We start from the raw sequence: 12,920 nt of genomic DNA on the forward strand, positions 1-12,920 counted from the left end.
GTGTTTGTGCCGTGACCGGTTCTGCCTCAGGGGAGCCCACGGACGCTTCGGCGCCGTTCAGCACACACTTCTTCTTATTCCTACTTACAGCATGCAACCGACCTGAGGCGAGTGCAGAGAGAGACGATCATGCAGATCCTCGACGCCGTCGACGCAGCATCCCTGCGTTCAGACGTTCCCGTCTTCCACCCCGGTGACACGGTCAACGTGCACGTGAACATCACCGAGGGCACCCGCTCGCGTATCCAGGTCTTCAAGGGCGTCGTCATCGGCCGCCAGGGCGACGGCGTGCGCGAGACCTTCACCGTTCGCAAGATCAGCTTCCAGGTGGGCGTCGAGCGTACGTTCCCGGTGCACTCCCCGGTGATCGACCACATCGAGGTCGTCACCCGCGGTGACGTGCGTCGCGCGAAGCTCTACTACCTCCGTCAGCTGCGGGGCAAGAAGGCCAAGATCAAGGAGAAGCGCGACAACTGACGCGCAGGCTCTCCACAGCACCCCGGGACACGATGTCCCGGGGTGCTGTGTTCTCCCGGGGTGTGCGACCCTTGATACTGCCGTCTCCGTGCGGTGCGAGACTGTGAAGGAAACCCCATGACGACTGACTCCGCCGCCGCGTCCGCTCGACCGACGAAGCGGCGTCGTGGGTTCCTCGTGTTCCTGCGCGACGTCCTCGTGATCGTCGTCATCGCGGCGCTCGTCTCCTTCGTCGTCAAGACCTTCATCGTCCGCTCCTTCTACATCCCGTCCGCGTCGATGGAACGAACTCTCCTGGTCAACGATCGGATCCTCGTGGACGAGCTGACGCCGCGGTGGACCGCCTACGAACGCGGCGACGTCGTGGTCTTCAAGGACCCGGGCGGGTGGCTCGACGGCCAGCCGCAGACTCCTGCGCAGCCGCCTCTCGTCGAGGCTTTCGACTGGATGCTCAACGTCGTCGGGATCTCGGCCACGGATTCGCAGGATCACCTCGTCAAGCGTGTGATCGGTCTCCCGGGTGACCACGTCGTCTGCTGCAACGCGCTCGGACAGATCACGGTCAACGGAGCGCCCATCGACGAGCTCAGCTACCTCAACCTGCCAGACGGAGACACTGCAGCGTCGAACGATCCGTTCGACGTGGTCGTGCCGGATGGGTCGCTGTGGCTCCTCGGAGACAACCGCGATCGCTCGCGCGACTCGCGGGCGCATCAGGATCTTCCGAGCGGCGGCTTCGTCCCGATCGAGAACGTCGTGGGCAAGGCGTTCTTCACCACGTGGCCCTTCGACCGTCTGGGCACGATCGACGGCCACCATGACAGCTTCAACGGCGTCCCGGATCCGGAATGACCGTCGTCGCTCCGAAGCTCACTCTGGAGCGCAGGCTGCTGAGCGAGTGCGATCTGATCATCTCCCTCGATGAGGTCGGACGCGGTGCGCTTGCCGGGCCGGTGGCGGTCGGAGCTGCCGTGATGGATGCGGCAGGGGCGCGCCGCCGCGTTCCCGAAGGGCTTCGGGATTCGAAGCTGGTCACCGAGAGGCGTCGGCCCGATGTCGCTGCGCGAGCCGCGGCATGGGTGCAGGCTTCTGGAGTCGGTTGGGCCAGCGCGGCCGAGGTCGACGAGGTGGGCATCATGCGAGCGCTCGGTCTTGCGGCGTCGCGCGCCGTGCAGAGCGTCGTCGATTCGGGAGTTCGCCTCGACGGGGCTCTGGTGCTCCTCGACGGCAACCACGACTATGTCTCGCGGGTGCATCCGGTGCCTCTACGGGTGCGACCGGTCGTCAAGGGCGACCGCGACTGCGCATCGGTCTCGGCGGCATCGGTGATCGCGAAAGTGGCGAGGGACACCTACATGGCGGAGCTCCACGAGGGTCACCCCGCGTACCAGTGGGACCGGAACAAGGGATACGCGAGCCTCGAGCATCGCGATGCGATCCGCAGCCTCGGGCTCTCTCCACACCACCGATCATCCTGGGCGATCGCGGATGTCCCGACTCTGTTCTGAGCCTGCGTGCGGCATCGACGCGTCGCCGACTCTAGGATGGAGTGATCATGGATGAGGAAGCCTTCGACGACTACGACCGCGAGCTCGAGCTGGCGCTGTTCCGCGAATACCGCGATGTCGTCGCGCAGTTCCAGTACGTTGTCGAGACGGAACGCCGGTTCTACCTCGCCAACGAGGTGAACGTCGTGCGTCGTGACACCGAGCACGACTTCTACTTCGAGATCTCGATGAGTGACGTCTGGGTGTGGGACATCTATCGTGCCGACCGCTTCGTGAAGGCTGTGCGCGTGCTGACGTTCAAGGACGTCAACGTCGAAGAGCTTCAGCGCCGCGAGTTCGAGCTGCCCCAGGAGCTGTCGCTCGACGGGGAGTGACCACTTCTGCACAGTCCGGCTTTCTGATGGGCTGTCCCCGCACTCCGCAACGTCCCCACTCCTGAAGCGCGGTCGTCGATCCCGATCGACAGGCTGTCTTCATGGCAGCGAAAGATGAGCTCGGTAGATCCGGCGAAGAACATGCGGTTCGGTATCTGACCGGCATCGGATATGTGGTCCTCGACCGCAACTGGCGATGTGCGCAGGGCGAGATCGACATCGTCGCCTGTCGCGGTCACCACCTCGCCATCGTCGAGGTCAAGACACGACGGACGATCTCCCACGGACACCCGTTCGAGGCCGTGGATTCCCGCAAGATCCGACGACTGTGGCAATTGGCTCATGCGTGGGCGGCCGACCATCCCGAAAAGGCGGTCGGCCTCGTGATCCGGATCGAGGCGATCGGGATCATCGGAGCCGACCCGCAGCACAGCACTCTCGAACATCTCGTGGACGTGTCGTGAAGACGGCCCGCACGTGGGCGGTCGCGCTCACCGGGGTCGACGGGCACATGGTCGAGGTCGAAGCCGACATCTCGAACCAGACCCCCGACTTCAAGATCATCGGCCTGCCGGACAAAGCACTCGGCGAGGCGGTTCAGCGGGTTCACAACGCCTGCAAGAACACGCAACTCGATCTTCCGCGCCGGCGCCTCACGGTCAACCTCTCGCCCGCCAGCCTCCCCAAGCAGGGAGCCGGTTTCGACCTGAGCATCGCGGTCGCCGCTCTCGCGGCAGGGGGAGCGCTGTCGACGCGGTCCATCGCGGGAACGGTGCATCTCGGCGAACTCGGACTCGATGGCCGGCTCCGTCCCGTGCCCGGGGTGCTCCCGTCCGTCTTCGCCGCTGCGCGTGCGGGGTTCGACACCGTGATCGTGCCGTGGGGCAACGAGGCGGAGGCGAGGCTGGTGCCCGGAATCGAGGTTCGCGCAGCAGCGAGTCTTTCGCAGGTCGCCGTCTGGCACGGCGCAGAGATCGACGTGCTCGATGCCGATCCGGTCGCCTCGGCGACACTCGCGCCGGAGCACCGCGAGAGGCTGGACCTCGCGGACGTCGTCGGCCAGGACGAGGCGGTCGAGGCTCTGATCGTCGCGGCAGCAGGAGGCCATCACATGCTGCTCAGCGGCCCGCCAGGCGCAGGTAAGACCATGCTCGCGCGTCGACTCCCCGGCATACTTCCGAGTCTCTCCGACGACGAGGCTCTCGAAGTGGCCTCGATCCGCTCACTCACCGGCGACGCTGTGCGAGCTCTCGACGCCACGCCGCCGATGGAGTCGCCTCACCACAGCGCCTCGGTTGCGGCGCTCGTCGGAGGCGGCACGAGGTCTGTTCGTCCTGGCGCCATCTCTCGCGCGCACAGAGGTGTGCTCTTCCTCGACGAAGCAGCGGAATTCTCGAGAGTCGCGCTCGACGCACTGCGGCAGCCGCTCGAGTCCGGCGTCATCGAGGTGAGTCGATCGGGCGTCACCGCACAGTTCCCCGCACGCTTCCAACTGGTCATGGCGCTCAATCCGTGCCCGTGCGGCAATTACGGGGTGCGCGGTGCGGAATGCACATGTCCGTCGTTGGCGATCCGGAGATACTCGACCCGACTCTCCGGTCCGCTTCGCGACCGGGTCGATATCGAGCTGCATGTCTCGCGCGTGTCTGCTGCTCGGGCCATGATCGGCGACCGTACGGAGGTGACGAGCGAGCGAGCTCGAGCGAGAGTCATGCAGGCGCGTGAACGGGCGGTCTCGCGGTGGCGGGGGACACCGTGGGGCCGCAACAGCGAAGTTCCGGGCGCCCGATTGAGGCAACTCGATCTGCGGATCGCCGCAGAGGCAAGGGCGCCACTGGATAGGGCTCTCGAGCGGGGAGCTCTCACTCTTCGCGGCTATGACAGGGTTCTGCGGCTGGCTTGGACCATGGCGGACCTCGCCGAGGTCGACAGTCCAGGTCGGGAAGAAATAGGACGGGCACTGTTCTTGAAGAGGGGATACCTATCGTGATCGAGTCTCTCAGAGGCGATGCGGCGGCGCGGCGATCGCTGCGACAGGTGCGACCGGTCGATGACCTGGACGAGGCGCTGGCACGAGTGTCGTGGTCAGTCCTCACCGAGCCGGGGGACGGAGTCGCCGGCGCGCTCATCGCGGAGCGGGGCGCAGTGACATCACTGGGGCTGGCGATCGGCGGAGGGGCCGCGGCGAGTTCGGATGTCAGCGAACGGGCTCTCGCCGAGGGACGAGCCAGGTGGATGGTCCGCGCGGATGCGCGCAGCGTTCTCGATGCGATCCGTGCAGCAGCCGAGGTCGGCGCTCGGCTGCTTCTGCCGGGGGACGACCTCTGGCCGAGATCTCTCGACGACCTCGGGGTGCATGCGCCGACAGTGCTCTGGGTTCGCGGAGACCCGGCGCTGCTCACGGCTCCGAGCCGAGTCGCGATCGTGGGCGCGAGGGCGGCCAGCGGTTATGGAGAGATGCTCGCCGGTGACTTCGCCGGCGAGCTCGCAGCCGCCGGCACGGTCGTCGTATCCGGCGGAGCGTACGGCATCGACGGGGCAGCCCATCGGGCCGCCCTCGGCGTGAGCGGCAAGACCGTAGCCTTCCTCGCCGGGGGAGTCGATCGCGCGTATCCCCAAGGCCATCAGCAGCTGCTGCGGAGAATCGTGGAGACCGGAGCCGTGGTGAGCGAAGTGCCCTGCGGCACCGCGCCGACGAAGTGGCGATTCCTCTCACGGAAGCTCAGACGTGTCAAAAAGGTGTGGCCTACCCCGCCTCGGAAAACGAAGCGGGGTAGGCTGGGTGCTAGTTGAAAAGAATCCAGAAGGTGACGATGTAGGTGATCGGCTGTTCCAGCAGCCGGTTCACCTCGTACAGAATCTGGCTCGTAGCGGTTTTCTCAGGCATGGTGCCTCCAGTGTTTAGTTGTCCGTAGCCGTTTGCTGCGGTACTTACACCATGCCTGGGAGAATCCGTGGATTGCGAACTCGACACGCCATGAGTTCGTTACCGGTTGGTTAACCGGTCGTGTTACGTCGCGGGCACCCAGGCCCCGTTGCGGTAGACCAGGACCTCGGCGGATACCCACTTGCCGGAGCGGTAGACCAGGACCTCCACCGGCTTCCAGGTGGAGCCACGACGCACGTACGCGCCGCTCAGCGTCTTGAAACCGGTGTCCGTGCTCTTCGGGGCGTACCCCTGCGAGTTGTGCGCGTAGACGGTTGCGTAGTACTGCGTGCCGGGGGTGAGGCCGGTGATGGTGTGCGAGAGCGTGGAGGGTCCCAGCGGGTAGTCCGTGTAGCCGGACCCATCGGCGGGCGTCTTCTTGTTGATGCGCAGGAGGTACTGGTCAATGGCCGCGCCGTTGTTGTTCGTGTTCGCGGGCCAGGTGAGCTTCACGCTGGTGGGCGTGAGGGCGGACGCCACGGGCGCGCCGTTGGCCACGGGCGGCTTCGGGATGCGGGGGAGGTTCACCGATGCGGAGACCGTCACGTTGTCCGCAATGTCGCTGGCTCCGTCTGCGCCCTTGAATCCGGACACGCTGATGGTCGCGTAGCCGTTGCCGTCGTGACCTACCCAGGTGGAGCCGGACGCGATGAGCACGGCGCTGGTGCCTCGGAAGTCGAACGCGAACGCGCCGGAGTACCCGTTGCCCGCGATGTTCACGGACCACGGGACATTGGCGGTCAGGTTCCGGGAGACGCCGTTGTAGCAGTACAGGTACAGCGACCAGTCAACGCGCGAGGAGTTGCCGGACACGGCTCCCAGGTCCACGTTGAGCTGGAGCGTGCCCGCTCCGGCTCCGGTGTTGAAGGCAACCACGGGTCACCCCTTCAGCCACACGTCGCCCTCCTGCGGGGACGTAGGGGCGGTGGGTGATGCGGTGGACTTGCGTGGGTGGTTCTTCATGAGACGCCCGATGAAGTCGCGGGTCTCATTGATGAGGGTTTCAAGCGTGTTGGCGGGCGCGGTACCGGGTACCAGGGGTAGTCCGGCTGCTGCTGCTTCGTCTCCTGTAGCCATGGTGTTTCCTTAGAGTGAGTCGATGGACCCGGTGAGTCCGTCGATGGTGGTGTTGAGTAGGTCGATTGCGCCCACGGGTGTCTCACGCAGACCGGCAGAGCCGATGGACATAAGCCCGTTGGTGAGTTCCCACTGGACGCGGTTGATGGTTCCGAGTTGCGGCGAGGTTCCGGGAAGGTCGATCTGGACCTCCTGCCCGGGACGTACGGCGTAGTCGGTCTCCACGGTCACGTCCTGGACGCGGCCTAGACCCTGGGTCTTCTTCAGGTGGGCGGCGGCAACGCCGGGACCGGGATACTCGCGGTCGAACTCCAGGAGCTTGACCTTGCCTGCGACTCCAGCGGCGTCCACCTTCTCCCGGCTCACGCCGTTCACGTCGGTCCAGGTGAAGCGAGCGACCACGCCGGTCACGCCGTTGTCCTCGTCGTCGGCGTCCATGGTGTCGGTGCCCTCCACGGCGTTGTCAGCGCGAGCGGAGAAGCGTCCGGGTACGGACCAGTCGATGGGGTTGATGAGCCACCAGCGGCGCTGCTCATCGCAGAAGAGGCGAAGGCCGGTACCACCAGCGGATGCCACCAGCGGCTTCAGGAAGTCCCAGGCGGTCTGTCCGGCCTTCCATGTGAAGAGTTCCGGGCGGCGCTCCTGGATTGCCGTGCGCTCGCTGGTCGAGACGTGCGCCTGGTCGTTCCAGGTGTAGGTGTACAGGTCCGGGCGGACGACGGTTCCGCCGTCGAAGTAGGAGTGATCCAGCGTGCCCTCTGTGACCATGACTCCGGTTACGTCCACGGTGTTGCCAGCCGCGTAGGACGTGGTGGGAAGGAACGGGAAGACACCCATACGCACTGCGCCGGGGTATGCCTGGAAGACGTAGGACACACGGGTCCAGGTGTTCGCGGTGGTGGTGAAGTTGGGTCCGTGGAGGTTGCGTCCAGCGGTCGCGTTCGCAGAGTTGCGCTGGGTGACGATGAGTCGCGCGGTCTTCGCGACCGATGTACGGATGTACATGGATACGCGATAGAGCTGCTTCTCACGGATCGCCACGTTGAGCGACCCACCCAGGACTGTGCCGTCATCGCCACCGTTGAAGTACGGGCCTCGGTCTGCGCCCGCGTTCATCGTGGCGCGGACGGCGGAGGCTAGGGACGTGTTAGCCGGGAAGGTTCCCGTGGTCAGGCGCGAGATTGTGCCCTGCGTGTTCGACCAGCCGGAGAGGTCCAGACCAGCGGTCGGGTTGGTCATGAGGTTGGTCGCGTCCCAGGACGCCGGGATAGCGGCGTTGGTGGTTCCGGGCTGGAGGGCAGCGCCAGGGATCGCCTTATTCAGGACGTAGTTGATGAGGTTGCGCAGGTTCTCTTCGTGCGTACGCGGCGTCGAGTCATCCGCGATAGGTGCCCAGCGCTCCAGCATCCACTCATCGGACGCCAGGCTCAGGGTGATCTTCTTGGAGTCGTGCGAGACCTTGCGCGAGCGAAGCGCGAGGTCCGCCGTGATGCCGGGTGCGGGCACCCAGTCCACGCGCTCCAGGGTGCGAGTCTCCAGGACACTCGTGGAGGCGTCGGCGGTACCCAGCCAGCGGGTCTGCGTGAACTCGTCGTTAGACGTAGCGCCGTCGTAGTAGTCGCGGGCAGCGTCAGCCGCTTCGAACATGGTTCCGGTGAGGTCGAAGAAGTCACCTACCTGTGCGGAGGCGCGTCCGTACTGGATGGTGGCATATGCCGCGTTGGCGGGTGCCACGTCCGTGAAGCTCATCCGCTCGAAGGCGCTACCCAGAGTGATGTTGGGTGATGCGGCCTCGTAGATGAGGCTTCCCCCGGAGGTACGCCACTGGATGAAGAGGCGGACGGCGACACCAGCGGGCGCGCCACGCATCCACCCGGAGAGGGTGTACGGCTGACCGGGCACTACGGCGGCAGTCGTGGCGGCAGCACGGAACCAGGTTCCGGTGGTCGTGTACGTGATGCGTGCGTACCCCGGGGTCACGGCCTCGAAGTCTGGGATAGCTCCAGCCGGGAGCGTGGCGGCGCGGGTGATGGTCGCTGCTGCGCCGCCTCCAGCCGCTGCGGTCCAGGTGTTCGTGTTCGTGCGGAACGTCGGGTTCGCGATGAGGTTGCGGCGCTGCTCGACCCAGGGCGTGTACACCTTGACGTGTTCGCCTTCGGAGGTCGCGGCGAGCGTGACGCGCTGTCCGGGCTTGATGGAATCCAGGAGACCTTCAGACGTAAAGGGGACCTCGACGGACGCCTCGGCGTACGGGTAGCGCGAGGAGTCCAGCGTCAGGTCACCCTCCGAGAGCTGTAGGTCTGCGGTGGTGCTGACGATTGCGGGAGACGTGAGAGTGAAGTCATCGAACTGGACGAACCAGTCCCAGGTCTGTCCGGGGTCGAACGTGGGAGCGTCCACCTTCATGACCACTTCAAAGCTGGAGCTGGTCGGCGTGAAGGTGTTCGTGAGCTGGACCCAGGAGGTTGTCCCCATGGTCCGCGAGGACGTGTTGAGCCAGACGGTTGTGTCGGCGTCATTGCTCCACAGCCACACAGACGCCGTGTAGGTGCGTCCGGGGGTGAGCTGGGTGAAGGTGCGCTTCAGCGTGCCCTCTGCGCGTCCGTCCGCGTAGAAGCCGTAGACGCCAGAGCGGTAGGCCCACTCGACCGCTCCGGAGTATCCATCCGTGGCGGCTGTCCAGGTTGGGTCCGGGGTTTCCCAGCCGTAGCTGTACGAGTACGCGGGCGCGATGACTACAGGCTCCGTCACGGTGACGGTAGCCGTTGCGTTGGGGTTGTTCTCGAAGGCCATGCTCAGACCTCCTGGTATCCGACGCGGACGTACCAGACGGTCTGCTCTTCATCGATCGCTTCCGCCTCGATGTCCAGGGAGCCGTCCAGGACAAAGGTCATACCCAGCTCGGTCACGTCGCCGGACGTGTAGGTGAAGCTGGTCTCCTCGGCGTACAGGGCGTACGCAGCGAAGGCCTCGGCGCGGTCGGTGTAGACGGTCACCAGGTCCCCAGAGCGCGGACGGGGCGCGATGAAGGACACGCCGATAGAGCCGTCCAGAAGGTCGTGGATGACGTTCCGGGACTGACGGCTGGCGTCATATCCGGCCACGGCGAGCGGGCTGGTGGAGCCTGCGCCGTTCGATGCGGTGATGCTGTGATTAGACAAGCTGATCGCCTCCGTTTCGCTTGTAGACGGTGATGTAGAGAGGGCGGGATTCCTGGTTGCGGCGCATGGTGTTGATTGCGGAGTCAGCGCGGGATACGTCGGCGCGGACGTTGATGGTGGCGTGGCGGTCCCGCGCGAGCGCGTCCAGGTCGTTCTTGGCGTCGGCCTTGCCGGAGGTCTTGACCTTGATCTCGGCGGTACGGTCGCGGCTCACGTCCTTCAGGTCCGCCTCAGCGGCTCCTGTCTCGGCCTGAATCTCGACCTCGGCGGACGGGTTGAAGTTCTCGTCAAAGCCGACGGTGGCGTCAGCTCCAGCGGTGGAGCCTCCGTCCGAGAGGGCAACGCGGATACGCTCCTTACCCTCTTCACCGGCTGACTGGTAGGACGCGGCGATGGAGTTGCGGGCCTCTTCGGGGAGCGCCAGGAAGTTCTCCCACTCAGCGGGGGTGAGCTTCATCCCCTCCAGGTTCGACTTGTACTGGTCTGCGAGCGCGCGGGTCTCCTCGACGTAGGTAAGCCAGGTGTCCACGTTGAACGCGGCATCGTCGGCGGTGGCCTTGTCGTAGGCGGCGCTGCGCATCGAGTCGTATGCGGAGAGTGCAGACGCCTCTACGGCCTCCTGCGCGCCCTCGATCCGGGCGGCGGCTTCCTCTTCGGCGTCGGCGCGCTCTAGGGCGGCGTCTACGCCCGCTGCGGACTGACGCTGCGCGGACTCGGTGGTGGCGTCACGAAGCTTCAGCTCCTCGTCCAGCGCCTCCAGGACATCCTTGGAACCGGCAAGCTGCTCCTGTAGCGCCTCGTAGCGTGCGCGGTCGGCGTCGGTAGCTTCACCGGACGCAGCGGTGCGCTCCGTGATCGCGTCCATCTCGTCCAGGATTGAGCGGCGCGAGTCCTCGATTGCGTCTCGGTAGTCCTCGACCGCGCCCGTGGAGGACTTCAGTACGTCGCCTACCTCCTCGGCAGAGCGGCCCATCTTGTCCAGACCGTCTGTCCAGTCTTCGAGCTTGGACGGGTCCTCATCCCAGAAGGCGCGGAAGTCACTGGACTTGGCCTCTTCGAGTTCGCGGATGCGTTCGACCAGAACGCCCGCGCTGGTGATCCAGCGGTCAGTGGAGACGCCCGCCTCAACGGCGTCAGCGGCGTACTCCACAGCCTTCATGCGCAGCTCTTCAGCAGCCTCAGCCGCCTTCTGGAACTCGCCTACCGCGATACCGATTCCGGCAGCGATAGCGAGACCCGCGAGCAGACCGGCAGGACCGAAGCCCGCAAACGCGTTAGCCGCGACCTCCTGGAAGGCGTCGATGATGGACTCGGCGGAGCCGTCGAAGGATGCGGCGGACTCCTTGGCGGTGCTCTTGGCCTCGTCCCCAAACTCCTCGATGCCGTCCTCAGCGCCCTTCATGCCGCGCTTAGCATCGTCTCCGGCGTCCTTCGCTGCGAAGCCCAGCTTCTTCAGGTCCTTCCGGGCCTCGTCCAGCTCGTCGCCCAGCTCCTCGGTAGCCTTGCTCGCCTTCTCCAGGTCGCGCTTCAGGTCCGTACCGGCGTCGGTATCACCCAGCTTCTTTAGCGCCTTCTCGGCGTCCTCGATGGGTTCAACCAGGCCGTTGTTGATTTCGCGCTGAATACCGCTGGTGTCAACACCAACGGGAATCTTGATTTCACCGCGTGCCATTAGCTGACCTCCTCGATTGCTTCATGGATGGATCGGCGGGCGGTGCTCACCCAGAGCGATGCCAGCCGGGGAATGGACTCCCGCGCTGCGGGGTAGACGACGTTTCCGCCTCGGCGGTTGGGACCGAACGTGTTACCCGCCGTGCGGGTGTACGCCTTGCCCTTCTTCGACTTGGAGGCGATGGGCTTGGACGCGTTCATGCCGAACTCGGCAGAGCGCGCCAGACGGTCCACAGGGGTGCCACTGGAGAGCCGCCCCTTGCCACCGGACTTCAGGGTGACGTTGCGGGCGGTCACAGAGACATCGGCAGAGTTGACCAGGACCCGCTGCTGGACGCGCGTAGCTGCGCGACCACGGGTCTCTTCAAACCAAATGGGCTTAGCTTCAGCCTTGGTCTGCTGACCGATCTGCTTCTTGATGTCTGCTGGTACCGCCCGCATCGCCAGCGCTAGGTCACGTAGCGGACTGTCGATGAGGAGCGAGATAGACCCGGCTCCTCGTGCCACGGTCAGACCGAAACGGTAGGAACGGGCTTGCCGGATGCAACGGGCAGCACAACCGTGCTGACACCTACGGCCTTGGTAGCTCCACCGATCTTCGGTGCAACCAGGGTGACGGTCTGCGTCCAGGTCGTGGGTCCGTCAACGATCTTCAGGACAACGTTGGTGCCCTCTTCGTTGAACATCTTTCGAGCAAGTCCGGTAGCGCCGAAGTCCTGGAAGACGTTGAGCGTGACGCTCCAACCGGACTGACCAGCCAGGCGCGTGACCTTGCCGGATACGTCGGTGACCTCAGCCGTTACGGGCGTGGGGTCAATCGAGTAGTCCTGAATGTGAGCGGTGTACTCATCGGTACCGATAGAGATGGATGCTGTGATTAGCCGAATGTTGGCGGTGATTGCGGGCATGGGTTACTCCTCCTCGGGAGCGTCCGGCTCGGGGTCCGGCTCAGGTGTGGGTGGTGTGTTAGTTGCCAGGAAGGCAATGGGGATGCTGTAGCCGGACTCGCCAGCTTCGAAGCGGAGGCGGGTAGCGTCGGGACCCCACTTCAGGTCCGGTGACGCATCGAGAATCAGAAGCAGCGTGGATAGCTCCTCAGTCGCGTGGCGCAGACCCTTCACGGCGTCCGTCTCCGGGGTGGAGAGGATGAGCATGAACGCGACCCAGACCCAGCCCTCAGGGAGTTCCTGGTCATCGGTCTTGGCTGACACGTCCATTTGCTCGTAGCTCAGGACCACGCCGGAGGTCTTGGACCCCAGCGTCTCGACGTTGGCCACGCGCCAGTTAGACGGACACTCCGCCTTCAGGAACGCCTCCACGTCGGCGGAAACGGTGGCTAGCTCAGAAGACATTCGCCACCCCCGACGTAGGACGGATGATGCTGCGAATGGTCTTGTCCAGCGGGCGTGGGGTGAAGGAATATCCCTCAGACCCCACGCTGCTGTCCTGCTGTGCGCGTCCGGCGTTCCAGAGGTTTGTGGCCTGCTGAAGCTGCGCGTAGACGAACCGTGGCGCGGGGTCTAGGTCCCATGCCGCCATGTGCTCCCAGCGCTCGCTGGAGTCCAGCCCGGGGTAGGGCGGTGCGAACTCCAGGACCTGCTCACGCGCGATGTCGAGAAGGAAGCCGCAAAGCTCCTGGTTCTCGGTGGGCGCGTCAGGCCACGCCGCGAGCAGACGGTCTGCCTGCTCGGGCGTGGTGGCTGAGTACCAGGTGGTCACGGGTGCG

15 protein-coding genes are annotated in these 12,920 nt (G+C 65.3%); 7 read left to right on the top strand and 8 right to left on the bottom strand.

Going from position 1 to position 12,920, the window contains the following annotated elements; translation table 11 throughout:
• Positions 1 to 129 precede the first annotated feature (129 nt).
• The 7 genes from rplS to BMW26_RS07805 all read left to right on the top strand — a co-directional run bounded on the left by rplS (position 130) and on the right by BMW26_RS07805 (position 5,152).
• Positions 130 to 477 carry a 50S ribosomal protein L19 gene (gene rplS / locus BMW26_RS07775; RefSeq protein ID WP_053099097.1) on the top strand — a complete coding sequence of 116 codons (348 nt, stop codon included), beginning with the start codon at positions 130 to 132 and terminating at the stop codon, positions 475 to 477.
• Between the two features lie 117 nt (positions 478 to 594).
• Positions 595 to 1,329, top strand: a complete 735-nt coding sequence (gene lepB / locus BMW26_RS07780) for a signal peptidase I (RefSeq protein WP_053095952.1) — start codon at positions 595 to 597, stop codon at positions 1,327 to 1,329.
• Positions 1,326 to 1,985, top strand: coding sequence for a ribonuclease HII (locus BMW26_RS07785; protein WP_053095954.1), 660 nt, complete (start codon positions 1,326 to 1,328; stop codon positions 1,983 to 1,985). Before lepB ends, BMW26_RS07785 begins: the two co-directional genes overlap by 4 nt.
• A gap of 47 nt (positions 1,986 to 2,032) precedes the next feature.
• Positions 2,033 to 2,359 (top strand): DUF2469 family protein, encoded by a 327-nt coding sequence (locus tag BMW26_RS07790; protein WP_042541663.1) that lies wholly within the window; start codon positions 2,033 to 2,035, stop codon positions 2,357 to 2,359.
• A gap of 101 nt (positions 2,360 to 2,460) precedes the next feature.
• Positions 2,461 to 2,823 carry a YraN family protein gene (locus BMW26_RS07795; protein WP_053095956.1) on the top strand — a complete coding sequence of 121 codons (363 nt, stop codon included), beginning with the start codon at positions 2,461 to 2,463 and terminating at the stop codon, positions 2,821 to 2,823.
• The gene (locus BMW26_RS07800; protein WP_072591209.1) at positions 2,820 to 4,349 is read left to right on the top strand and encodes a YifB family Mg chelatase-like AAA ATPase; all 1,530 of its coding nucleotides are present in this window, start codon (positions 2,820 to 2,822) and stop codon (positions 4,347 to 4,349) included. Before BMW26_RS07795 ends, BMW26_RS07800 begins: the two co-directional genes overlap by 4 nt.
• A complete protein-coding gene (locus BMW26_RS07805; RefSeq protein ID WP_072591210.1) occupies positions 4,346 to 5,152 on the top strand; it encodes a DNA-processing protein DprA in 807 nt (268 codons plus the stop codon). The genes BMW26_RS07800 and BMW26_RS07805 overlap by 4 nt, the downstream gene beginning before the upstream one ends.
• 217 nt (positions 5,153 to 5,369) lie before the next feature.
• Here the strand turns inward: BMW26_RS07805 and BMW26_RS07810 are convergent, their stop codons facing one another.
• From BMW26_RS07810 to BMW26_RS07845, 8 genes are all read right to left on the bottom strand, one after another.
• Entirely contained in the window at positions 5,370 to 6,161 is a 792-nt protein-coding gene (locus BMW26_RS07810; RefSeq protein WP_072591211.1) for a fibronectin type III domain-containing protein, read from the bottom strand.
• A gap of 210 nt (positions 6,162 to 6,371) precedes the next feature.
• On the bottom strand, positions 6,372 to 9,113 hold the full coding sequence (locus BMW26_RS07815) for a hypothetical protein (RefSeq protein ID WP_157557412.1): 2,742 nt from the start codon (positions 9,111 to 9,113) through the stop codon (positions 6,372 to 6,374).
• A 44-nt stretch (positions 9,114 to 9,157) separates the two neighbouring features.
• Positions 9,158 to 9,523, bottom strand: a complete 366-nt coding sequence (locus BMW26_RS07820) for a hypothetical protein (protein WP_157557413.1) — start codon at positions 9,521 to 9,523, stop codon at positions 9,158 to 9,160.
• On the bottom strand, positions 9,516 to 11,195 hold the full coding sequence (locus BMW26_RS07825) for a hypothetical protein (RefSeq protein WP_072591214.1): 1,680 nt from the start codon (positions 11,193 to 11,195) through the stop codon (positions 9,516 to 9,518). The genes BMW26_RS07820 and BMW26_RS07825 overlap by 8 nt, the downstream gene beginning before the upstream one ends.
• Positions 11,195 to 11,491 (bottom strand): hypothetical protein, encoded by a 297-nt coding sequence (locus BMW26_RS07830; protein WP_072591215.1) that lies wholly within the window; start codon positions 11,489 to 11,491, stop codon positions 11,195 to 11,197. The genes BMW26_RS07825 and BMW26_RS07830 overlap by 1 nt, the downstream gene beginning before the upstream one ends.
• Before the next feature lie 212 nt (positions 11,492 to 11,703).
• Positions 11,704 to 12,102 (bottom strand): hypothetical protein, encoded by a 399-nt coding sequence (locus BMW26_RS07835; RefSeq protein WP_072591216.1) that lies wholly within the window; start codon positions 12,100 to 12,102, stop codon positions 11,704 to 11,706.
• A 3-nt stretch (positions 12,103 to 12,105) separates the two neighbouring features.
• Positions 12,106 to 12,546 carry a hypothetical protein gene (locus BMW26_RS07840; RefSeq protein ID WP_157557414.1) on the bottom strand — a complete coding sequence of 147 codons (441 nt, stop codon included), beginning with the start codon at positions 12,544 to 12,546 and terminating at the stop codon, positions 12,106 to 12,108.
• Positions 12,536 to 12,913 (bottom strand): hypothetical protein, encoded by a 378-nt coding sequence (locus tag BMW26_RS07845; protein ID WP_072591218.1) that lies wholly within the window; start codon positions 12,911 to 12,913, stop codon positions 12,536 to 12,538. The genes BMW26_RS07840 and BMW26_RS07845 overlap by 11 nt, the downstream gene beginning before the upstream one ends.
• Between the last annotated feature and the right edge of the window lie 7 nt (positions 12,914 to 12,920).

The organism is Microbacterium sp. 1.5R, assembly GCF_001889265.1.
Classification (GTDB): Bacteria; Actinomycetota; Actinomycetes; order Actinomycetales; family Microbacteriaceae; genus Microbacterium.

Coding starts and splice junctions, on each gene's coding strand:
- rplS (WP_053099097.1), top strand. CDS start 130: ATGCAGATCCTCGACGCCGTCGACGCAGCATCCCTGCGTTCAGACGTT.
- lepB (WP_053095952.1), top strand. CDS start 595: ATGACGACTGACTCCGCCGCCGCGTCCGCTCGACCGACGAAGCGGCGT.
- BMW26_RS07785 (WP_053095954.1), top strand. CDS start 1,326: ATGACCGTCGTCGCTCCGAAGCTCACTCTGGAGCGCAGGCTGCTGAGC.
- BMW26_RS07790 (WP_042541663.1), top strand. CDS start 2,033: ATGGATGAGGAAGCCTTCGACGACTACGACCGCGAGCTCGAGCTGGCG.
- BMW26_RS07795 (WP_053095956.1), top strand. CDS start 2,461: ATGGCAGCGAAAGATGAGCTCGGTAGATCCGGCGAAGAACATGCGGTT.
- BMW26_RS07825 (WP_072591214.1), bottom strand. CDS start 11,195: ATGGCACGCGGTGAAATCAAGATTCCCGTTGGTGTTGACACCAGCGGT.
- BMW26_RS07835 (WP_072591216.1), bottom strand. CDS start 12,102: ATGCCCGCAATCACCGCCAACATTCGGCTAATCACAGCATCCATCTCT.
- BMW26_RS07840 (WP_157557414.1), bottom strand. CDS start 12,546: ATGTCTTCTGAGCTAGCCACCGTTTCCGCCGACGTGGAGGCGTTCCTG.